Source organism: Bacteroidota bacterium (assembly GCA_016721765.1).
Taxonomy (GTDB): domain Bacteria; phylum Bacteroidota; class Bacteroidia; order UBA4408; family UBA4408; genus UBA4408.
Genome location: JADKHO010000001.1, coordinates 1,113,960 through 1,135,513 on the forward strand (window position 1 = coordinate 1,113,960; position 21,554 = coordinate 1,135,513).

General features: G+C 37.4%; 16 protein-coding genes. 8 read left to right on the forward strand and 8 right to left on the reverse strand.

The window, feature by feature from the left end; translation table 11 throughout:
- Nucleotides 1-5: 5 nt before the first annotated feature.
- Entirely contained in the window at nucleotides 6-1,673 is a 1,668-nt protein-coding gene (locus tag IPP32_03915; protein ID MBL0047226.1) for a T9SS type A sorting domain-containing protein, read from the reverse strand.
- Between the two features lie 17 nt (nucleotides 1,674-1,690).
- Nucleotides 1,691-3,553: a T9SS type A sorting domain-containing protein gene (locus tag IPP32_03920; GenBank protein ID MBL0047227.1), complete on the reverse strand. Its 1,863-nt coding sequence runs from the start codon at nucleotides 3,551-3,553 to the stop codon at nucleotides 1,691-1,693.
- Between the two features lie 131 nt (nucleotides 3,554-3,684).
- Between IPP32_03920 and IPP32_03925 the strand changes: the two genes are divergently transcribed.
- The 3 genes from IPP32_03925 (at nucleotide 3,685) to IPP32_03935 (ending at nucleotide 8,778) form a co-directional block, all read left to right on the forward strand.
- Nucleotides 3,685-6,654: a histidine kinase gene (locus IPP32_03925; GenBank protein MBL0047228.1), complete on the forward strand. Its 2,970-nt coding sequence runs from the start codon at nucleotides 3,685-3,687 to the stop codon at nucleotides 6,652-6,654.
- On the forward strand, nucleotides 6,641-7,399 hold the full coding sequence (locus tag IPP32_03930; GenBank protein MBL0047229.1) for a response regulator transcription factor: 759 nt from the start codon (nucleotides 6,641-6,643) through the stop codon (nucleotides 7,397-7,399). Before IPP32_03925 ends, IPP32_03930 begins: the two co-directional genes overlap by 14 nt.
- Nucleotides 7,400-7,590: 191 nt before the next feature.
- Nucleotides 7,591-8,778, forward strand: a complete 1,188-nt coding sequence (locus tag IPP32_03935) for a hypothetical protein (GenBank protein MBL0047230.1) — start codon at nucleotides 7,591-7,593, stop codon at nucleotides 8,776-8,778.
- Nucleotides 8,779-8,788: 10 nt separating this feature from the next.
- Here the strand turns inward: IPP32_03935 and IPP32_03940 are convergent, their stop codons facing one another.
- Nucleotides 8,789-9,259 (reverse strand): redoxin domain-containing protein, encoded by a 471-nt coding sequence (locus IPP32_03940; protein ID MBL0047231.1) that lies wholly within the window; start codon nucleotides 9,257-9,259, stop codon nucleotides 8,789-8,791.
- The gene (gene typA, locus IPP32_03945; GenBank protein ID MBL0047232.1) at nucleotides 9,259-11,055 is read right to left on the reverse strand and encodes a translational GTPase TypA; all 1,797 of its coding nucleotides are present in this window, start codon (nucleotides 11,053-11,055) and stop codon (nucleotides 9,259-9,261) included. Before typA ends, IPP32_03940 begins: the two co-directional genes overlap by 1 nt.
- A 253-nt stretch (nucleotides 11,056-11,308) precedes the next feature.
- On the opposite strand from typA, the gene IPP32_03950 reads away from it, so the two are divergent.
- The 3 genes from IPP32_03950 (at nucleotide 11,309) to IPP32_03960 (ending at nucleotide 13,070) form a co-directional block, all read left to right on the forward strand.
- A complete protein-coding gene (locus tag IPP32_03950) occupies nucleotides 11,309-12,103 on the forward strand; it encodes a hypothetical protein (protein ID MBL0047233.1) in 795 nt (264 codons plus the stop codon).
- A 63-nt stretch (nucleotides 12,104-12,166) separates the two neighbouring features.
- Nucleotides 12,167-12,571 (forward strand): methylmalonyl-CoA epimerase, encoded by a 405-nt coding sequence (mce, locus tag IPP32_03955; GenBank protein ID MBL0047234.1) that lies wholly within the window; start codon nucleotides 12,167-12,169, stop codon nucleotides 12,569-12,571.
- A 4-nt stretch (nucleotides 12,572-12,575) separates the two neighbouring features.
- Nucleotides 12,576-13,070, forward strand: coding sequence for an N-acetyltransferase (locus IPP32_03960; GenBank protein MBL0047235.1), 495 nt, complete (start codon nucleotides 12,576-12,578; stop codon nucleotides 13,068-13,070).
- Here the strand turns inward: IPP32_03960 and IPP32_03965 are convergent.
- Nucleotides 13,067-14,236, reverse strand: coding sequence for an amidohydrolase family protein (locus IPP32_03965; protein ID MBL0047236.1), 1,170 nt, complete (start codon nucleotides 14,234-14,236; stop codon nucleotides 13,067-13,069). The genes IPP32_03960 and IPP32_03965 overlap by 4 nt on opposite strands.
- Nucleotides 14,237-14,423: 187 nt before the next feature.
- On the opposite strand from IPP32_03965, the gene IPP32_03970 reads away from it, so the two are divergent.
- Nucleotides 14,424-15,395, forward strand: a complete 972-nt coding sequence (locus IPP32_03970) for a polyprenyl synthetase family protein (GenBank protein MBL0047237.1) — start codon at nucleotides 14,424-14,426, stop codon at nucleotides 15,393-15,395.
- A gap of 30 nt (nucleotides 15,396-15,425) precedes the next feature.
- On the opposite strand, the gene IPP32_03975 is transcribed toward IPP32_03970, so the two are convergent.
- On the reverse strand, nucleotides 15,426-15,974 hold the full coding sequence (locus IPP32_03975; protein MBL0047238.1) for a DUF1003 domain-containing protein: 549 nt from the start codon (nucleotides 15,972-15,974) through the stop codon (nucleotides 15,426-15,428).
- A gap of 177 nt (nucleotides 15,975-16,151) precedes the next feature.
- Between IPP32_03975 and IPP32_03980 the strand changes: the two genes are divergently transcribed.
- Nucleotides 16,152-18,260, forward strand: a complete 2,109-nt coding sequence (locus IPP32_03980; GenBank protein ID MBL0047239.1) for a SpoIIE family protein phosphatase — start codon at nucleotides 16,152-16,154, stop codon at nucleotides 18,258-18,260.
- A gap of 1 nt (nucleotide 18,261) precedes the next feature.
- On the opposite strand, the gene purH is transcribed toward IPP32_03980, so the two are convergent.
- Nucleotides 18,262-19,785: a bifunctional phosphoribosylaminoimidazolecarboxamide formyltransferase/IMP cyclohydrolase gene (purH, locus tag IPP32_03985; GenBank protein MBL0047240.1), complete on the reverse strand. Its 1,524-nt coding sequence runs from the start codon at nucleotides 19,783-19,785 to the stop codon at nucleotides 18,262-18,264.
- A 51-nt stretch (nucleotides 19,786-19,836) separates the two neighbouring features.
- Nucleotides 19,837-21,513, reverse strand: coding sequence for an endonuclease (locus IPP32_03990; GenBank protein ID MBL0047241.1), 1,677 nt, complete (start codon nucleotides 21,511-21,513; stop codon nucleotides 19,837-19,839).
- Nucleotides 21,514-21,554 lie beyond the last annotated feature (41 nt).

Consider the following 21,554-nt stretch of genomic DNA (forward strand, 5'->3'; position numbering starts at 1 on the left):
GTTACTTATTGTTTAACTAGTTTAAAATTTTGCCCATTAATCTGTAAAAAATAAATTCCTTTTTGCCAATTAAGAGTATTTATATTTACTGAGGTTTGTGGTGCTTTATTTTGAGCTTCATATATAATTCTTCCGCTAAGATCCCGAATTTTAAAGTCTGAATTCACATCAAAAGCAGTAGTGCGAAGCGCTAAATTGTTTTCAAAAGGATTTGGAAAAGCAAGTTCATCCATTTTAGTATTGGACTCCACTTCAGCTATAGCCGTTGGATTTGGAATCTGATAAACAGCAGTAAAAAAACTAGTTGAAGGAGGACTTAAAACAAGCGAGGCAGATGACGGATCCATATCGGTGCCTGAAACAATGTAACCCGTCATAACAAACGCATAATTGTTAAGCTGTGTTATAGTATTGTATATGCCGTAACCTGAGAGTGTATAACCTTCTTGCGCCATGCCTGCAGCATTAATCTTTATATAAAAGGGATTGTAATTGCCAGTAGAACTTAAACTAACTCCGTTGCCAAAATCAATAGTCCCTTCAAGGTTCCCAACAGCTAGAATCTCAGCACCATTGTACACCAAACTATAGTTTCCAAAAGCAACTTTTCCGGAGTAGGGGTTCACCCAAATCGGATTCATGTTTTGATCATATTTGGCGATAAACCCATCTGCATATAAAGCTTGAGTGCAAGTGTTTATTATATTAGCAGCACCTGGGTCAAAATCTACCGAGCCCTCAAAGGCTCCTGCAACATAAAAATCTCCATTCGCTTTATCCACCAATACGGATTGTGGATCAACGCGCCCTCCGGTGGAAAAATCACCTATCGTTTTGCTCCACAAAAGAATGCCAGAACTGTCAAATTTAGTTAGCGTTAACTCGTAATATCCAACTGAAAATAAAAAGCTGTTCCCAAATGAATCATAGTCTAAGCTGGCATTCGGTATTCCGTATGAATTAGGAAGAGTAATACTGTTGTTCCAAATATAATTTCCATCCGTATCATAGCAAATTAAATTAGCATTAAAACCGGTTGTTGTATGTATTGCACTGCTTGGATCTACATCTGTAACAGCACTTGGGTTGGCAACAACCAAAATATTATTTGAAGGTAAAACAGCAATTGCTTTTGAGCTTATTCCAACAGCTGCCGCTTCTCCAATATTTAAGGCCCATTGGTGGTTTCCTGCAGAGTCGTACTTTGCGATAAAATAATCCGGGTAAGTGGGAAAATGACTCCTTAAAGTATCCACCTCTGCGGACGATAAATCAAAATCAATTTTGCCATAAAAGTTTCCGGCAACAATAATTTCATTATTCGAATTTATTTTTAGGCCTGAAAATTCAAAAAACACAAGTTGTGAGTTGTCTTCAAAATAGTGAATCCAAAGCAATTGTCCGCTTGAAGAGCTTTTTGAAATGTAGTGATTGTAAAAGCGGGTTGTAAAGGATGTGTCTGCAGGACCGTTGCCGGGATCCATATCCGCACGACCGGTTAATTTTCCAACTTCAATAATATTACCGCTATTATCTGTTGCAACGCAAGAAATCGCATTTTGGCTAAAGGATGTGCTCGTTGGAATGTATGCCCAATTACAGGTAGGTTGTGCAATAGGTTTTAAGCTAATTGATAGTAACAGTATTAATAAAAGAGATTTACGATTGAGCATTTTTTCAAACATTAAATTTAATTTTTAATGATTTTGTAATTTTTTTGACCCTCATCGCCAATCAAACGCACAAAATATACTCCACTGGGCCATTGAGAAGTATTAATTTTTTGCGATTCAATTTCTCTAAGCTGTTCTAATTCATAAACCACCCTTCCTTCGAAATCCATAATAAGGAGGCGTGAAACATTACTCAAATCTCCTGAATTAAAATACAATTCATTAGAAAATGGATTCGGAAATAGCTCAGGTTTTGCACTGTTATTCAGAAGAGTGTTTTCTTCGTTTAAATTTCTGTTTTCAACTTGCGCAACAGCAGGGTTTGTGATTAAGGTTTTAAATGTAATGGGAGTGCTATATGTTGTTACAGCACCCGCACAAACTGCTTTCACATCTACTGTATAATTAGTATTACTTATTAATCCTGTGAGTTGAACAGTGGTTGCATTGCAAGGGCTCCAGGCAACATTTTGATAGAGATAAGTAGTGCTCCCAGTTTTACGATAACGCACTTTAAAAGATGGTGCAGCAGAGGAATTCCAAGAAATAACAGCTGTTTTTTTCGCAATTTGACTCACGGTTACATTTTGTGGTACTGCACAGGTATAGTTTGAGTTTATTGTTGTTTGGGCCGATGCACTAGAACTGCACCCTGAAGAATTGCTGTAGCTATAACTAATTGTATATGGCCCACCCACACCAGCTACTCTGGGATTAAACACATTTCCGTTTATTCCGGCACCTGAAAATGTGCCACCTGCTGGACTTCCGGATAAAACAACAGGTGCATTCATGCAATTATAAACAGCGGACAAACCACTCATACTTACTGTTGGCAAAGCGTTTACAGTAACTAGAATATGGTTGGATGTCACGCTTCCGCAGGAATTGCTATTGGTTACATAATAATCTCCAGATGACGAAACCAATAGCGATGGTGCAGTGCTGCCCGAGATATTCCAAACGCCACCCGTTGTGTTTCCGCTTAGCATCACATTTGAACCGGCACAAAAGGTGCTTGGCCCATTAGCAGCGATTACTGCTGCGGTAGGTAAAGGATTTACAACCACAGTTTTACTGGTGGAATTAATATATCCGCATGAAACGGAAATTTCGCGGCAATTATAGGTGCCACTTTGTGTTGCTGTATAGCTTGTTCCGGTTGCTCCTGGAATATCAATACTATTTCTTCGCCACTGATAAGTTAGTCCAGCTGTGGGCGGAATGGATAATACGACACTTCCCCCTTGACAAAAAGTTAAGGCCCCGTTAGCGGTGATGGTTTTTAATGTTGGAGGATTCTCAAAAGTTAAACTCAATGGATTGGAGGTGCCGCTGCCACAACTTAAAAGTGCTTGACAGGTATAAATGCCGGTGCTTGTTGCACTATAGGTGTAACTATTTGCTCCGGGAATACTCACGCCGTTTTTTTTCCATTGATAAAAATCATAAAATGCAAGATTGGCAACATAAGATGCATTTTCATCGATACCTAAAGTATTGCAGGAAGATGTTCCAAAGGGAGATTCAATGTAAATTTGATTGGTTCTAATGCGCACCGTTTGAGTGAATACCGATTGTAAAAATGGGCTAGTGGAAGTAATAACTTCGCAGGTCCAGTTTCCGGTTTCAGGACTTTGCAAAATTGGTCCTGTTGCATATGGGAAGCCGGGCAAATTAATGTTGTTTTTGTACCAGTTAACCGTGAGCCCCGTGGGTGCCGGATTTACGGAAAGGTAGGTATTGTTGGGTCCGCAAATATCTGACGGTCCATTCACCACAATGTTATATTGTGCGGAGACTTTTAAACTGAATAAAACTACTGTCAGAAAAAAAACAAAGCAGAACTTTGTTACTAAAGTAAGGTTAGGATTTTTCATTGCACAAGGTTTAAGTTTCTTCAAATCAAAGATATAACATCCAAATACCTTGTCCTTACCGTTAAATAGGTTTTTAGCACATTTTCATCGGAATGGCTTATCATTCAATGTAAAACTTAATTTTGCCGCGAATGAATAAACTGCTCTGCTTTTTAATTTTGTTACTGGGTTTGTTGTGTGGCAATTCAACTTCTGCACAAGAACCTGTTTTTAGAAACATAGGAATAAATCAAGGCTTGCCTAGCAGCGAAGTATATAGAATTATACAGGACAAGAAGGGTATTATTTGGTTTAGCACAGATGCCGGAGTTTGCAGTTTTAATGGGCATTCTATAAAATGTTATACCACTGCAGATGGGCTTCCCGACAATACCGTTTTTGATTTAGTGGAAGATGCCAAAGGAAGAATTTGGATGAATTGCTACAATGGCACCTTGTGCTATTTTGAAAATGAAAAATTTGTCACGATTGCTGCTTCACAAGAACTAAAAAAGATACTAAAGGAAACCAATAGTCTTATTACCTCTATTCAACTAGATGGCAGTCAGTCACTTTGGATTGGAACCTCTGTAAACTTGTACTTCGTGCCGGCTGCCAAGAATTATTCGGAGATTAAAAAGTACAATTCGCATTACGATTCTTCTCAATGTGTAATAAAAGTATTAGACAACGACAAAACAATTGAATCCACCACACGCAATTCCGTGCAATTAATTTCCGGACTAAGTGACAGGGGGCAAATTTATTTTCAAATCAATAAAAATGACAACAATCTGACGGCTGTGCTTTTTAAGACCAATCTAGCCTTTAATCCCAAATTTTGTTCTCTATTCAGCAAGGATAAAAAAGTTGTTTACACCTATCGAAATTACCTTTTTAAACAACTTGCAGGTAACAAGCAAAAACAGCTTCAATTTCCTAAAACAATTATTTCTATTAATGAAGACCCTGCTGGAAATCTTTGGGTGGGCCTTGCGAAAGGAGGGGTGTATTTCTTTAAAAAGGGCGATTTGAACACTATACCAAAAGTGTATTTTGAAAACTACTCCATAAGTAGTACCCATTTCGATAGGGAGAATGGCGTGTGGTTAAGCACCTTCGAAAAAGGCATATTTTATGCCCCTTCTGCCAATTATTTCTGTTTCCCTCAAAACGAAGAGTTAAGCTCTAACATTGCAGGATTGGGTTTGTTTGGCTCAAAAATTTATGTAGGTACTACTGGCAATAGTATTTATGCAATATCTAATGATATAGAGTTATTAAAGATGCCCGCTTCAAAAGAGACAAACCTTTCATCCGTTATTAATTTTTTCCCCTTTGGTAATAAACTTGTTTGTGGTGGAAATAAATTAGCCTTGTTTGATACCATAAAAAACAATTTTGTGTATCCTCAAAACAAAAACAACATCACTTATTTTGGAACATGTTTCAGCAAAAACGAGGAGGGCAATTTAGTATTTGTAGCACAAGGCGGTTATTACGAATTCAAAAACAACCGTGTTGAATTAGCCATCAAGTTGCCCTCTAGAGGCACTTCACTCTTTCGCAGCCGATCGGGTGAAATGTATTTAGGAACCCTAATTGGCTTGTATCAATTGCTCGACACAGAGTTTGTTCCTGTAGACAATGTTATTCTGAGCAACGAAAGAGTGAATTGCATTGCAGGTGATAAAGCTAACCGATTATATGTCGGCACCAAAAACAAAGGTTTATTTATAAATGCAGGTAACAAATGGATTTCAGTAACAAAGGAAAATGGATTAAGCTCGGATATATGCAATTTTATTTTTTGTGATGATGCAGATACAGTTTGGGTTGCAACGAATAAAGGAATTTCATTCTTTAACAGCTCTACTCCCAATAAAATTCAAACCATAACGATATCAAATGGGCTTCCAACGAACGAAATTTCCTCACTGGCAAGAAGGGGAAATCAATTATTTGTTGGCACAAGAGAAGGATTATGCATGATAAATCTAAATCAAAATCTTCTTAATTTAATACCCCCCAACATATTTATTAGCAAGGCAATTGAGAGTAAGAAATCCGAAATCATTCAAGACCATTGTGTCTTGACCTACAATCAAAATAATCTTACATTTTTTATCGAATGCCCCACCTTTAAAAATTTGTTTAGCCCAAGCTATACCTACGTTCTAAAAGGATACTCCGACAGTATTCGCAAATCTGAAAAGGAAAATCTTGAGTTTCAAAACTTGGAACCGGGCGAATATTCTTTGATTGTAAAAGGCGTGAACAATAATGGTATGCAATCAAAGGCCGCGGCAGTTTTTTCTTTTACCATTAACCCACCATTTTGGAAAACTGGGGGTTTTATTTTTTTTGAAATCGTATTGGCAGCACTTCTAATTTATCTGATTGTAATTTGGAGAATAAATAAAGTGCGAAAACAAGAACGGATTAAAACTGAAATGAATGCAGCCATTACAGAATCACGTATGACTGCCTTACAGGCACAAATGAATCCGCATTTTATTTTTAATGCCATAAACTCTATACAGAGTTTTATTTTAAATAACGATACACAAAACGCCTATGATTACTTGGCAAAATTCGCAAAACTGGTGCGACTCGTATTGAACAATTCAAAGTTAAACACAATTAAATTAGAAACTGAAATCGAAACCCTCCAATTGTATGTGCAAATGGAACAAATTCGATTTAAAAATAGTTTTGATTTCATTGTTTCACTGGATAAGAGCATTGATGATATTTCTGAAATATCTATTCCTGTAATGCTTGTGCAACCATTTATTGAAAATGCAATATGGCACGGTATCATGCCTTTACAAGAAAAAAGAAAAGGAAAAATAGAATTAAAAATTACTCAAAACGAGCATTATCTTCAAATTACAATCGAAGATAATGGGGTTGGAAGAGTCGCCTCTGAAAAATCAAAAACAGAAAGAAGTCATAAATCACTCGGAATGCAATTGGTGGCCGAAAGACTCGGCTTAATTGAATCTAATGGAAATCAAAAGGCAAACATGGAAGTTGTCGATTTATCAGATGATAAAAACCAAGCCCTAGGAACACGAATAGTTATAAATCTTCCCAACACAAACGATGAAAGATATTAAAGCACTTATTATCGACGATGAAGCATCAAGCCGAAACGTACTTAAGCAATTACTGATGCGATTTTGCCCTGAAATAACGGTTTGTGGCGAGGCAAGTAACAGTGACATAGCCTATGAACTTATTTTGAGTACCCAACCCCAACTTGTCTTTCTGGATATTCAAATGCCTTCGGGAAACGGATTCTCCCTTCTGCGGAAATTTGAAAAAATTGATTTCGAGATTGTTTTTGTTACCAGCTTCGATCAATTTGCAATTGAAGCCATAAAATTCAATGCCCTCGATTATTTACTCAAACCGGTAGAGGTGGCCGATCTTAAAGCAGCCGTAAAAAAAACTGTTAACCGCATAAATGAAAAGCACTTTTCCTCACCATTAGTGGTTAACCTTCTTGCAAATTTGAGGCAAGAGACTCAAGAGAAAAAAATTCCATTACATTCATCAAACAACGTGCGTTTCGTAAGTATTGGAGATATTATTTTTTTTGAAGCAGATGGCAATTATACCAATATTGAAACCGGAATGGGCGAAAAATTTATTTCTTCCAAAAATTTGAAAGAGTTTGAGGAAATGCTGGAAGGTATCACTCAGTTTATTCGTGTAAACAAAAGTGTAATTGTGAATATTAATAAAATTGCCTCTTATAGCAAGGCCGAACCGTATATCCTGGTGGTTGGAAAAAATAAAGAATTTGAAATCTCACGACGCAAAAGAAACGAAGTGCTAGAACGACTTAAAAACAAATGAAATCTGCAATTATTGTCGGATTGGTTTAGTTTCGAAATGTTTTTAACCATTTGTTGATAAAAGGTGATATTAATAAACACCCTCATGCTTTGTCGGAAAATAATTGAAGTATTTTTGTGTTCATTTCAATCCATTTCGACATGCTAAATTCCAAATTAATTGACATCATTTCAACACTGAATAAGCGAGAAATGAAAATACTTTCAAAGTTCATTTATTCACCGGTTTATAATCAGCACAAGGATGTCATAGCACTTTTTGAATATTTACACACGCTTGAAAGGTATACTGAAGCAAACCTGGACAAAAAAACTGTTTTTTCGCGCATATTTCCCAAATCTCAATACGATGATTTGCGCCTGAGACACGTGATTTCCTATTTATTGCGCGTTTGCGAAGATTGCCTTGTTCATATAGAGCAAAGCACAAACGAACTCTTATACCCGCTGTATTTACTCAAAGCTTATAAAAGGAGAGCACTGGATAAGCATTTTTTAAATGATTTATTGGGCTATAAAAGGCAGAAAGGGTCTAAAGAGAAAAGTTGCATTCAAAGCCATTTATACAAGTTTAAAATAAACGAGCTTGCTTTGGATACCAAAGCACAGCCTGGGAAGGAAGAAATAGCAAATTTGTTTGAAGCAGACGAAGAGGTAACAATTTTCTTTGTATTGACCAAACTTAAAAATGCGGCAAAACTATTTGCGAGCGCTACAGAAACGAATGCAACAGCCTTGCACCTTTTGCCTGAAATTGAAAACCTAATCCAACAACATCAGCTACTAAGCAATGCTGAAATTGCTACCTACTATTGGGTCTTTAAAACCATGCAAAACCCCAATGAAACGAAGTATTACAGAATGTTTAAAGAATGCATGACAAAGCATTCACACCAGATGGAAGTAGACGATTTGAAGGAATTATTTGCATTGGCCATCAATTATTGCAAAGAAAAGCTTGTACAACAAAAGCAAGAATTTGAACGAGAGTTGTTTGAAATATACCTTCATGGATTAGCCAGTGAAACTTTGCTAAACAACCAAGTGCTCAGCTTTGAAACCCAAAAAAGTATTATAGATATTGCATTGAAACTCGGCGAGGTAAATTGGGTAAAAGATTTCATTGAAGACACACGCCAAATTACAGATAAAAAAATAAGGGAAGAACTGTATCAATTAAATCAAGCAAAGCTTCATTTTTACAAATCAGATTTTACCGCATGCATTGCATCATTGTCTGAAGAAATTGCCAGAAATCTGCAAATTATGCAGGATGTTCAAGTACTTAAAATTCGTGCGCTTCAGGAATTGGGCGAGCACAATCAGCTTAAAATGGAAGCAAAAAGACTTCGAGAAATAAAATCAAAACTCAATGAATAATAAAAGGTACTTAGCTCAATTGAGTTAAAACAGTTTTTACAGCGGATAAGTTTGGTATTTCGCTCGCATTCTCCAACACTTCAGCATAGCGAATAATGCCTATTTTGTCGATAACAAATGCCGAGCGTTTTGAAACACCCTTCATTCCTGAGCTAAATAATTCATAGATAGAGCCGTAAGCGCTCGAAACTTCTTTGTTGAAATCAGAAATCAACATAAAGTTTAGCTTTTGTTCCTCCTTATATTTTGCAAGGGTATATAAACTATCCACCGAAATTGCGATTACCTCCGAACCGATTGAGTTATAGTCCGAGATTTCATCTCTAACCGAACAAAGCTCCGCCGTGCAGGTACTTGTAAACGCTAATGGGAAAAACAAAAGAACAATATTTTTGCCTTCAAAATCTTCCAGTTTCACTACTTTTTTCTCACTGCTAAACAAAGAAAAGGACGGTGCTTTGTCACCTACTTTTAAACTCATTATTTTGATTTACGTTTGCGTTCATTCTCATCTAAAATAATTTTTCGCATGCGAATGGAAGATGGAGTTAATTCAACATATTCGTCTTCTTGAATATATTCCATGGCTTCTTCCAAAGAAAATTTCACTGCAGGAGCTATTTTCATTTTCTCATCAGTTCCACTGGCGCGCATGTTAGTTAACTTTTTGGTTTTGGTGATATTCACCGCCAAATCATCCGGACGTGTGTGTTCACCAATCACTTGACCTGCATATATTTCCTCAGTTGGATCGATAAAAAAGAAACCTCTGTCCTGCAATTTGTCAATGGAATAAGCAATTGCAGTGCCTTGTTCCATCGATATCAATGAACCGGAAATTCGACCATTAATATCCCCTTTCCAAGGTTCGTAGGCTTTAAAGCGGTGCGCCATTATCGCTTCTCCGGCAGTTGCAGTAAGCACTTTATTACGTAATCCCATAATTCCGCGAGAAGGAATGGCAAACTCCATGTGAATCATATCGCCCTTGGGTTCCATTATCAACATATCGCCTTTCCGTTGGCTTACTAGTTCAATTACTTTTCCTGAAACGGGTTCGGGAACGTCAACGGTTAATACCTCAATTGGTTCACACTTAACCCCGTCTATTTCTTTTATCAATACTTGCGGTTGCCCAACTTGCAATTCATATCCCTCTCTGCGCATGGTTTCAATTAAAATTGACAAGTGCAAAATACCTCTTCCAAAAACCAAATAAGAATCTGCCGAGTCGGTTTCTTCCACTCTCAAGGCTAAGTTTTTTTCAATCTCTTTAAACAAGCGATCCCTTAAGTGACGAGAAGTTACAAATTTTCCCTCCTTGCCAAAAAACGGCGAGTTGTTTATGGTAAAAAGCATACTCATGGTTGGCTCATCAATACTGATAGGAGGCAATCCTTCCGGACTTTCAAAATCTGCGATAGTATCACCAATTTCAAATCCTTCAATGCCGGTAAGTGCACAAATATCTCCACAACCTACCTCTGTAACTTTTGCTTTTCCTAATCCTTCAAAAGAAAATAATTCCTTTATGCGTGATTTAACCACACTACCATCTCTTTTAACTAATGAAACCGGCATATTCTCACGCAAAGCTCCTCGCTTAATACGACCTACTGCAATACGACCCACAAAAGATGAAAAATCAAGAGAGGTAATTTGCATTTGTGGTGTCCCTTCTAAAACAGGAGCTTCAGGAATATTTTCAATAATGCAATCTAGTAATGCGGTTATATCAGTAGTAGGTTTATTGTAATCTGTACTCATCCAACCTTGTTTAGAAGAACCAAATATGGTTGGAAAGTTTAATTGTTCCTCTGTTGCATCCAAATTAAAAAACAAATCAAATACATTATCATGTACCTCATCCGGACGACAATTTGGCTTATCCACTTTGTTAATTACCACAATTGCTTTTAATCCAATTTGCAAGGCTTTTTGCAACACAAAACGAGTTTGCGGCATCGGGCCTTCAAATGCATCTACTAATAATATAACTCCATCAGCCATGTTTAACACGCGCTCTACTTCTCCTCCAAAATCACTGTGTCCGGGGGTATCAATAATGTTAATCTTAACACCGTTATAGTTTACCGAAACATTTTTCGAAAGAATAGTAATGCCGCGCTCTCGTTCCAAGTCATTGTTGTCAAGAATTAAATCTCCAGACTCTTGGTTGTCGCGAAAAAGCTTTGACTGATGAAGAATTTTGTCCACCAGTGTTGTTTTTCCGTGGTCAACGTGAGCGATAATGGCAATGTTTCTAAGGTTTTTCATACTTTTTTGTACTCGTTTTTTATTTTTGAGGCTGCAAAAGTAGTCTTTTTTATCCTGATTCAAGGCATCGACCAGTTTTATTTTTGAAGGGGAGGACAAATAAAGTTATGAAAATCAGTACTTTTACGCTATTATTTGGATTGCGGTTTAATATTTGTTTATTCCAAAATAAAAGTTTTATATTTGGCTTTTGAATGTGAAATCACGAAACATTCCTAAAACAACCGATTAAAGAAAATAATTCTACATGATTATGAAAAAAATTGTCTTGTCCACGCTATTAGTTCTAACTACTCTAAGTTTTACAAAAGCTGGTGTTATAGTGCTAGAAGGCAACTATCAAGGAAAAAATATTTATATCCAAAATCCCAATGCTGGTTCTGGAGTTGGTTTTTGTACCTTTGAAGTTACTGTGAATGACCAAACAACAACAGACGAAATTAACACAAGCGCCTTTGAGGTAGATTTTACCGCTTACCAAATTAAGTTTGGTGATAAAGTGGTTGTTAAGATTAAACACAAAGACGATTGCAAACCAAAAGTGCTTAATCCCGAAGTGCTAAAACCAAGAAGTACTTTTTCTGTTGTTCCCGGCTCAATGAAAGTTGACAAGGAAGGAAACTTTAGCTGGGCTACCACTAATGAAACCAGTAAAATGCTTTATACTGTTGAGCAGTTTAAGTGGAACAAATGGGTGAAATGTGGTGATGTGATGGGCAAAGGAACTGTGCAAGAAAACGAATACTCTATTAAAGTAACTCCTCACTCTGGTGAGAATAAATTCCGTGTAAAACAAACTGATTTTAGCGATAAAGCAAATGTTTCAGAACCGCTAAAATACCGTGCAGTATTGCCGGAAGTAACCTTTGATAAAACTAAAGTGGATAAACAAATCCAATTTTCTTCCTCCACTGCTTTCGAATTGTTTGACTCCTTTGGTAACATCGTGAAAAAGGGAGTTGATTCTAAAATTGACATCTCTGCTATTAAAAAGGGCACCTATTACCTTAATTACGATAACAAAACCGATAGTTTTGTAAAAAAATAAACAGCACATTTTGTTAAGTTATATAATAGCTCTTAGATTCTAAGAGCTATTTTTTTTAAATCTATGATACGAATCGAACACATCGGCATTGCTGTGAAAAATACCGAAACAGCTAATCTCTTATTTGAACAGCTATTAGGAGCCGGCTCCTACAAATCGGAGGCGGTTGCTAGCGAAGGTGTAGAAACCTCTTTTTTTAAGGTAGGAGAAAATAAAATAGAACTTTTACAAGCATCCTCCCCTGATAGCCCCATCGCTAAATTTATTGAAAAAAGGGGCGAAGGAATACACCACATTGCGTTTGAGGTGGAGGATATTTACAAGGAAATGGAGCGCTTGAAACTACTGGGTTTTACACTGTTGAACGAAACACCTAAGAAGGGTGCCGACAATAAACTAATTTGCTTTGTGCATCCCAAGAGCGCTAATGGTGTTTTAGTAGAACTCTGTCAGGAAATTAGAGAATAGGCCAATGCTAAATATTAGAAAGGCAAATGAAGACGATCTGGAGCGCATTCGCGAAATTTATAACGATGCCGTTTTAACTAGCACTTCCACTTTTGACACGGAAGTAAAATCAAGTGAAAACAGAAGAAGTTGGTTTTTGGATCGCGATGAAAATTTTCCTGTTTTTGTAGCTGTTTTGTCTAATTGTGTTGTCGGTTATATCGCTTTAAATAAGTGGTCGGAACGCCTAGCGTATAACATTACGGCAGAAGTTTCACTGTATGTGCATAAAGATTTTCGGGCCCAAGGAATAGGGAAGCAATTGCTTGAGAAATGTGTGACGTATGCTCAAGAAGCAACTGAGTTAAACTCCCTGATAGCAAGAATTACCGAAGGCAACGCTCATAGTATTTATTTGCATAAACTCAATGGTTTTGAACTAATGGGCATAATGAAACAAGCAGGAAGAAAATTTGATAAATTACACGATGTAACCTTTATGCAAAAAATGCTGCGTTAGATAATGCGCGTTGAATTGGCGTGTTCTGAATGGAGATTTTCCAATAACACCAATCCGGGCTTTTTTCCTTTTTCAAGGGATCCATATTGCTCCTGAATACCCAAATAATTCGCGCCATTCAATGTTCCCCACTCCAACAACAACTCCATACTAATTTCGGGATAGTGCTTTTGAATTGTCTTTATTTCCTCCCAAATAGAAAGTTGTGTGTTACTGGCTAAGCTGTCGGTTCCTAAGGTGAGTTGAGCCTTTGATTGAATGAGTAATGGAATATTAGGAAGTCGATTCTCGATATACAAATTTGCATTTGGACAAAGGCACCAATATAAATTTTTGCTACCTGCAAATTCAATATCCGATTGCGCGCTGAACGTATTGTGCACAAGTAAAATAGCTGCTTCTGTTTTTAGATGTGATAGATATACAGGTAGCGAGTTTTTTCCGTACTCCTTTAAGGTACTAATATCCAAACCAAACTGCTCCAGCATAGCTGCCATTTTACCACTTTTATTTTGAAAGAGCTTATTTTCCTCTTCGCTTTCTTGGTTGTGAATGCTTAATATGCTTCCCTTTTTACGACTCGCTGCAGCAATTAAATCCATTAATTCAAATGAAGTGGAATAAGGTGCATGCGGTGTGAGTGATGCGCTAAGCCCGGCATTTTCAAACTGCTGCAGTAGCTCTAAACCTGTTGAGAAAAAAGACAATGCGCGCGAACTATCAAAACCAAATAATTCAATAAATGAATGAGAGTAAAGCTTACTTTTTTGCTTTTGCAGCAAGGTGTTTGAACCATTACAAATATCGCCAATTGCAACAATTCCATTTTGTAACATTTCCTGTTCTGCTACTTGAATCGCAGTTACAATATGTTCGGAGTTGAACGTTGTTCTTGATTTTTGAAGGGCTTGAATGAAACCATTAAGTCCAGTTTTTGCAGGAATGTGACCCTTTAAAAAGGAAAGCTCCAAATGGCAATGCGTATTTACAAAACCCGGACAAATTGCTCCGTTAAAATATTTTGCCCCATCTTGAGCGCCTTTGTATTCGAGGTGATCCGGCGAAAGGACATCCATGATTGTTCCGGCATCATCCGTAACTACAATACCATTATTTATGGAAGGACCGGAAACGGTATAAATACAATCGGCACTAAACTTTAGCATACATAATTTGGAGATGTGCAAAGCTATCTAATAATTCAATAATCCCGATTCAAAGAACAAATAACTTTATTTGTCAATGGACCCTGCTAATGCACAAAGTTCAATGGGTAGAAAAATTTTGACCACGTTTAAATTCAAGTCCTGTAAAAGATTATTTTACCTACTTTTGGAGCCCGCCAATTCATCTATGTATAGCATCGAGCAGATTAAACAACCGGTTGAAACTGAAATGAAGGTTTTTGAACAAAAGTTCAAAACGTTTATGGCAAGCTCTGTTCCATTGTTAGATAAAATCACACATTATATTGTTAAACGAAAGGGCAAACAACTTCGCCCCTTATTCGTATTTCTCTCAGCACGTGTTTGTGGCGAAATAAATGAATCAACGTATCGTGCCGCTTCTTTAATTGAACTGCTACACACCGCAACCTTAGTACACGATGATGTGGTGGACGATAGCAACGAGCGAAGAGGTTTTTTTTCTATTAATGCCTTGTGGAAAAATAAAATTGCGGTGTTGGTGGGCGATTATTTATTGTCTAAGGGTTTGTTGCTTTCGTTGGATAACAATGATTTTGAAACGCTAAAAATTGTTTCAAATGCCGTGCGTGAAATGAGTGAAGGAGAATTGCTGCAAATTGAGAAGGCACGCAAACTCGACATTGAAGAAACAATTTACTTTGACATCATTCGCCAAAAAACAGCCTCACTAATTGCCTCATGTTGTGCGAGTGGAAGCAATTCAGTTGGAGCTGCTGCAGCAGAAGTTGATAAGATGCGAAAATTTGGCGAATTGGTTGGTATGGCTTTTCAAATAAAGGATGATTTATTCGACTATGGTAGCGCTGATATTGGCAAGCCAACCGGCATCGACATCAAGGAAAAAAAAATGACACTACCTTTGATTTTTGCTTTGCAGAAAAGCTCCTTTTTCGAAAAACGTCGCATCATTAATATCGTTAAAAACAACAACAACAATCCCGAGAAGGTTGCAGAGGTAATTGAATTTGTAATCAAAAGCGGAGGAATCGAATATGCCGAGAGCAAAATGCACCAGCTAAAAGAGGAAGCATTGACATTGCTTAAAACCTTTCCTACCTCGCCCTCGCGAGAATCGTTGGAGCAGCTGGTACTTTACACAGTAAACCGTAAAAAATAATTTTCAATTGCGATCCGAATAATAAGGAAATTAACTCTGCAATTTTGCCTCAATCCTTTGTAAAATCTCCGTTTGAAGCTTTTGAATTTTAAACAGATTTTCTAATTCTTCCTCCATCAATAAATTCATTTTTTGATGCAAGGTGCGTATTTCAATCTCAGCTTTTAAATTTATCAAATAATCATTCTCCGAGCGTTTGCGGTCTTTTTCCTCTTTACGGTTTTGACTCATCATAATTATAGGAGCTTGCAGGGCAGCAATAGACGAAAGAATAAGGTTCATCAAAATAAAAGGATAGGGGTCAAAGGCGCGATGCATTAAAATAACTGTATTTAGTATGATCCAAAGAATGAGTATCACTGAAAAAATAATGATAAATTTCCAGGATCCGCCAAATGCAGCTACTTGATCGGATAACCGCTCACCAAACTTTATTTCTTCTTCAATAGGAGTGGATAAATCTTGTACTAGCAACTCCTCTTCCTGTATTGAATCGGCCACAATTTTATTCAACTTGCCCAATTGCGTGTTTTGAGTCAACACTAATTCATCTAAATATTTTCGGTCGTTGTTTTTCATCTTGTTTGCGTTAATTTTATCCAAAGTTATTACAAACAAGTGTCTTATCAGCACAATCTTACCTAACAACTAGGGAAAGAATAAGTCGTAAAGTTTTTTTAAAAACCCCAACAGCACTTTTGTATTTAGTAATGTATTATTTTAGTATGTTTGAATTTCCTCATTCACCCCACCCAAATGCTTAAAAATTGGTTTTTTATTTTCTTCCTTTTCAGTGTATTCACTAGTGAAGCCCTTAGCAAAGATCTTCCTAAGGACGTTGTGCTGCTTAACGATAGCACCAATGAATACACTGTATACCAATCACTTTATTGGTATGAAGATAAGTCCGGAGAACTTGATTTTAAAGGAGCAAGCGACAGTGTGAATAAACTGGCATTTAGCTTAAACGCAGGGAATGATGAACCCAATTTGGGATTTACGAACTCCTCGTTTTGGTTTAAGCTTAAGGTTAAAAACAACCTTAAGCCGCGCAAAATAATTCTTGAAATTCCATATCCATTTTTAAACCGGCTGGAGTTGTACGTTCCGGATTACAGAGGCGAATACCATTACATGCTGGTAGGTGATCATTTCCCTTTTTCGAAAAGGGAAATCATGCATAAGAATTTTTTATTTGAAATAGAATTCTGGGGAAACGAACAAAAAACAATTTATGCACACATTGTCTGCGACGGCGAAGCAACGAGTTTTCCCATTAGTATTTTAAAAACCCTTGAGTTAGCGAAAAGAGATTATACGCAACAAATTATACTTGGAATTTATTACGGCATTTTGCTCTTCGCTATTTTTCTATCCATCTTTTTAGGCACATCGCTCCGAGAAAAATTAAATTTTTACTACTTGCTCTACATCTTAGGAATTGGGATTTTTCAATTGTCATTGGATGGATTAGCCTTCCAATATTTATGGCCCAATAGCCCATGGATAGCCAATCACATTATTCCCATGTCGGGTTCTTTTGCAGTTTTTTTCCTACTCATATTTTCGCAACAATTACTGTATACAAAGAAGTATGCGCCCAAGATGCATAAACTACTTTGGGCAATTGCCTCCATTGATGGGGTACTTCATTTTATGAGTTTGATTGATAATCCATTTTACTCACTGAGTTTAAAATCATTAAATTTTGTGGCATTAATTGCAAATGCTAGTGTATTAATTACAGCAATATTAGTGTACAAAAAGGAGTATCCACCTGCGCGCTATTTTCTAATCGCATTTTCCTTATTAATTCTTGGGGTGTTGACAGCGCTCTTGAAAAATTTTGGATTTTTTCCACGTGTTTTTATTACGGAATACGGCATCCAAATAGGGTCCTCCATCGAAATTATTTTTCTCTCTTTTGCTTTGGCAGAGCGGGTTAAAACACTAAAAGAGGAAAAACAACTGGTTCAGGAGTTGCTCGTGGAACAATTGCGCGAAAACAATAAATCGCAGATGGAATTAAATATTGAATTGGAAAAAAAGGTAAAAACACGTACCCTCGAAATTGAAGAACAAAATAAAATAATTGCCGATAAAAATAAAGACATTACAGATAGTATAAACTACGCAAAGCGCATACAAGAAGCTATTCTCCCACGTGAAGGCACAGTGCACATCGGAAATCAAAACATGTTCATTTATTTTCGCCCCAGAGATATTGTGAGTGGCGATTTTTATTGGTATAGTGAAAAGCACAACAAAGTTGTAATAGCTGCGGTTGATTGTACCGGACATGGTGTTCCGGGTGCATTTATGAGTATGATAGGTTCTACTTTACTCAATAAGGTAGTGAACGACATGGGCGAAACATCTCCCTCAACTATCTTGCAGCAAATGGATGTGAATATTATGGAAGCCTTGAAACAGCGCGGCGAATTAAGTGCTAACCGCGACGGTATGGACATGAGTGTGTGCTGCATCGACTTTGAAAGAAAAAATCTACTCTATTCAGGCGCATCCCGACCGCTTTATTTGGTGCGCAATAGAGAGCTGTATGAATACAAAGGTTCTGCCTATTCTATTGGCGGTTACCTGGAAGGCAAAGAGAAAATTTTTGAAGACGATTCCATTCAATATTTACCTAATGATATGGTGTATGTATTTTCGGATGGCTATGCCGATCAGTTTGGCGGGGAGAAGAATAAAAAATTCATGTCCAAAAATCTGCGTCAAATGTTTATGGAAATTGCGCAGTTATCCTTGGAAGAACAAAAGGAAAAAGTACATAATAACCTTATCACCTGGATGGGTAAAAACAAGCAAATTGACGATATATTAGTTATTGGAATCAGACTGTGACCTAGTGTTTGAAATGACGCACACCGGTCATCACCATTGCCATTCCGTGCGCATCACAATAGCTTATGGATTCCTTATCCTTAATTGAACCCCCAGGTTGTATTACTGTTTTTATTCCTGCTCTATCTGCAATTTCAACACAATCCGGAAACGGAAAAAAAGCATCGCTGGCCATTACTGCTCCTTTTAAATCAAAACCAAAAGCTTTGGCTTTAGCAATTGCCTGATGCAGGGCGTCTACACGGCTGGTTTGCCCTACTCCACTAGCTAACAATTGTTTTCCCTTAGCTAAAACAATGGTATTGGATTTAGTGTGTTTTACAATTTTATTCGCAAACTCAAGGTCTAACAACTCCTCGGCTGTTGGAGCAACTTTGGTAATCGTTTGCATATCCGCCGGCGTTTCCGTTCTTTGGTCCTTCTCTTGTTCAATTACGCCATTTAAAAGTGTTCGGAATGATTTTTCGGGAAGCGAAATATCATTTTTTTGCAGTAAAATTCTATTGGGTTTGGCTTTCAATATTTCCAAACTCTCCCCCGAAAATGCAGGAGCAATTAGTACTTCAAAAAACAACTTGTTAATTTCCGCAGCGGTTTCTTTGTCTACTTCACGGTTGCTAATCAAAACTCCTCCAAAAGCACTTACCGGATCTCCCGCTAAAGCAGCTTTCCAGGCATCAACAAGTTTTTCGCGAGAGGCAATTCCACAGGCATTGTTGTGTTTTAAAATGGCAAAAGTGGGCGTTGTAAATTCCGACATTAAATTCACGGCAGCGTCTACATCGAGTAAATTATTATATGAAAGTTCTTTGCCGCTCAATTGTTTAAAAAGGGCATCCAAATTTCCATAAAAGACACCTTGTTGATGCGGATTTTCGCCGTAGCGAAGTACTTTGGCAGGTGAAACACTTTGTTTAAAGGCAGTGACTTTGCCGGCATTAAAATAATTAAAAATCGCACTGTCGTAATGTGAGCTAACCTGAAAAGCCTCTGTTGCCAATAACCTTCTTTCTTCGATGTCGGAAATTCCCTTTTTGAGGGTAAGCATATCGAGCAAAGTGGCATATTGCTGTTTAGAAGAAACAATTAAAACATCGTTAAAGTTCTTTGCTGCAGCGCGAATAAGTGAAATTCCACCAATGTCAATTTTCTCTATAATTTCTGCTTCGCTTGCACCGGAGGCAAGGGTTTCCTCAAAAGGATATAAATCCACAATCACCAGATCCATGCTTGGAATCTCGTATTCCTCCATCTGTGCCACATCACTATCTAACTCTCTTCGGCCTAAAATCCCTCCAAAAATTTTTGGATGTAAGGTTTTCACTCTTCCGCCTAAAATAGAAGGGTAAGTTGTTAAGTCTTCTACCGGTACCACCGGAATACCAAGCTTTTCAATAAAGGTTTGCGTGCCTCCCGTAGAGTACAATTGCACACCAAATTGGTGCAACGCTTGCACTATTGGTTCAAGATTATCTTTATAAAAGACAGAAATTAATGCATTTTGGATTTTTTTAGCTGAGGCCATTTTACTAATGAGTATCGTGTGATAGCGTTGTTTCTTAGAGTTAATGAGTGCTTACTTTATCAAAATCAATTTCTTGAATTTGCTTTTGTTTCCGGCCATCAATCGGCAAATATACATGCCTTGGCTTAAGCCCGATAAATCAAGTTGAGTTGTGTTTTCATCTGCTGACAATTGCTTTGAATAAACCATGTTTCCCAATCGATCATAAAGCAAAATGAATCCGGATTCTCTTGCGTCCAACTGATAATTCAATGTGCTTAATCCGTTTGTTGGATTTGGAAATAATTCCATTTCAGTACCTAAAGCTGTTTCTCCTTTTGAGTTAGGAAAAACCCCCAATGGCAATTGATGAAAGTTAGCAAAAATGGGCACCTGAACGGTGGAAAGGCCTGCGATATCGGTATCAAAATTTAAATACTCAAAAAGCGAATCTGCATTAAGTGTATTGATATTAATTTTAATGTTTAAAGCATCTCCGGGAAGCAGTGTGACATTGCTACCTGTTCCGTTTACAAAATTCAAAATGGCAGGATTGGTCACATTTAAATTTGTAAAATTAACTGTTGTATTTCCTTTGTTTACAATTACATAATTGTATAAGTAATTTGTTGCCGGAGTCAAAAATCCATAGTCAATCATGGAGTCGGTTAGGTCAATACTAGCAACTGCAGCCGCAACAGAGGTATTTGAAATGGAAGAAATTCTATCCACCAATTGCGGGTAATCAATAAAGGGATTGTAATTGTGTTGGAATGAATGAATGTCGGTATTGCGTTTGCGTTCAATAGTTGTAGGAGGGAATGCATGCAGCCAATAACGCAAGGTCGATTCTTGGGTGGTTAAAAAACCCTGATAATTTTGGTACCTTACCACAAAATAAAACATGGCCCGCGCCACTTCTCCTTTATGTGAATCGCGTGGTTCAAAGAAAGGTGTTTTAAACATAGAACCTCCATCCGACCATGTTGCCAATGAATCTACCACATCCCCAAATCGAAAGCTATTGCGCACATTGTTTGCATTGTCATCTGTTGGATACAAGTGAAATAAATCGGAAACCATAGGTTCGGCACTTGAAAAATAACCTTGAGGATAAGTATGCTCGGTATTAAAACTAAATGCGCTCTGGCAATTGCTGCGACTGGTGTATCCAACTGCATTTCTTCCGGTATACACACATTCAAGTGTATTGGAGGCAGCCCCTTGACCATTCACTTTTTTGTTGTCGATATTCATAAACATTTTGTCGCGCGCTCCATTGTAACCCAATTGCGTGTATCCTCTACCTGTAATGGCTTGTAAAGTATCTTTTAGGGTTTGTTCTGAAATGTTTTCGGTATGACTGTAATAGGTTTTTGAGTATTTCCCTTGGCCTAAAATATTTACAGAAACATTGCCTCTATGTGAATTATTAAGCAATACCATTTCAACATTGTGTGCCACGTTATGTAGCGGACTAAATTTTACCCAAATGGATTTGGATGCAAATGGAGCCAGAGTAAATACACTGTCGCGAACCGAAAAAGGGATACTGCCATATACTTTGTAAAAGCGTATGCCGCTCACCTCCACAGCTGTGGAACCGGGGTTTGTAACGCTAATCAACAAACTGTCGGGAGCATTTTCGAAGGTGTTTCCAAAGGTGAGTTGATTTTGTGAAACGTTTAGGATTTGTGAAAAAAGGGTGTTGCCCCAAAAAGAGAGGAGCAAAAGGAATTTATAACGCATGTTGTTTTTTTTACAAATGTACGGATTCTCGTCAGCAATGC

Excerpts from the sequence above, each read along its gene's own strand:
- typA (MBL0047232.1), bottom strand. The coding sequence starts at position 11,055 with ATGAAAAACCTTAGAAACATTGCCATTATCGCTCACGTTGACCACGGA.
- IPP32_03990 (MBL0047241.1), bottom strand. The coding sequence starts at position 21,513 with ATGCGTTATAAATTCCTTTTGCTCCTCTCTTTTTGGGGCAACACCCTT.
- mce (MBL0047234.1), top strand. The coding sequence starts at position 12,167 with ATGATACGAATCGAACACATCGGCATTGCTGTGAAAAATACCGAAACA.
- IPP32_03920 (MBL0047227.1), bottom strand. The coding sequence starts at position 3,553 with ATGAAAAATCCTAACCTTACTTTAGTAACAAAGTTCTGCTTTGTTTTT.
- IPP32_03975 (MBL0047238.1), bottom strand. The coding sequence starts at position 15,974 with ATGAAAAACAACGACCGAAAATATTTAGATGAATTAGTGTTGACTCAA.
- IPP32_03930 (MBL0047229.1), top strand. The coding sequence starts at position 6,641 with ATGAAAGATATTAAAGCACTTATTATCGACGATGAAGCATCAAGCCGA.
- IPP32_03980 (MBL0047239.1), top strand. The coding sequence starts at position 16,152 with ATGCTTAAAAATTGGTTTTTTATTTTCTTCCTTTTCAGTGTATTCACT.
- IPP32_03925 (MBL0047228.1), top strand. The coding sequence starts at position 3,685 with ATGAATAAACTGCTCTGCTTTTTAATTTTGTTACTGGGTTTGTTGTGT.
- purH (MBL0047240.1), bottom strand. The coding sequence starts at position 19,785 with ATGGCCTCAGCTAAAAAAATCCAAAATGCATTAATTTCTGTCTTTTAT.
- IPP32_03970 (MBL0047237.1), top strand. The coding sequence starts at position 14,424 with ATGTATAGCATCGAGCAGATTAAACAACCGGTTGAAACTGAAATGAAG.
- IPP32_03940 (MBL0047231.1), bottom strand. The coding sequence starts at position 9,259 with ATGAGTTTAAAAGTAGGTGACAAAGCACCGTCCTTTTCTTTGTTTAGC.
- IPP32_03935 (MBL0047230.1), top strand. The coding sequence starts at position 7,591 with ATGAAAATACTTTCAAAGTTCATTTATTCACCGGTTTATAATCAGCAC.
- IPP32_03950 (MBL0047233.1), top strand. The coding sequence starts at position 11,309 with ATGAAAAAAATTGTCTTGTCCACGCTATTAGTTCTAACTACTCTAAGT.
- IPP32_03960 (MBL0047235.1), top strand. The coding sequence starts at position 12,576 with ATGCTAAATATTAGAAAGGCAAATGAAGACGATCTGGAGCGCATTCGC.
- IPP32_03965 (MBL0047236.1), bottom strand. The coding sequence starts at position 14,236 with ATGCTAAAGTTTAGTGCCGATTGTATTTATACCGTTTCCGGTCCTTCC.
- IPP32_03915 (MBL0047226.1), bottom strand. The coding sequence starts at position 1,673 with ATGCTCAATCGTAAATCTCTTTTATTAATACTGTTACTATCAATTAGC.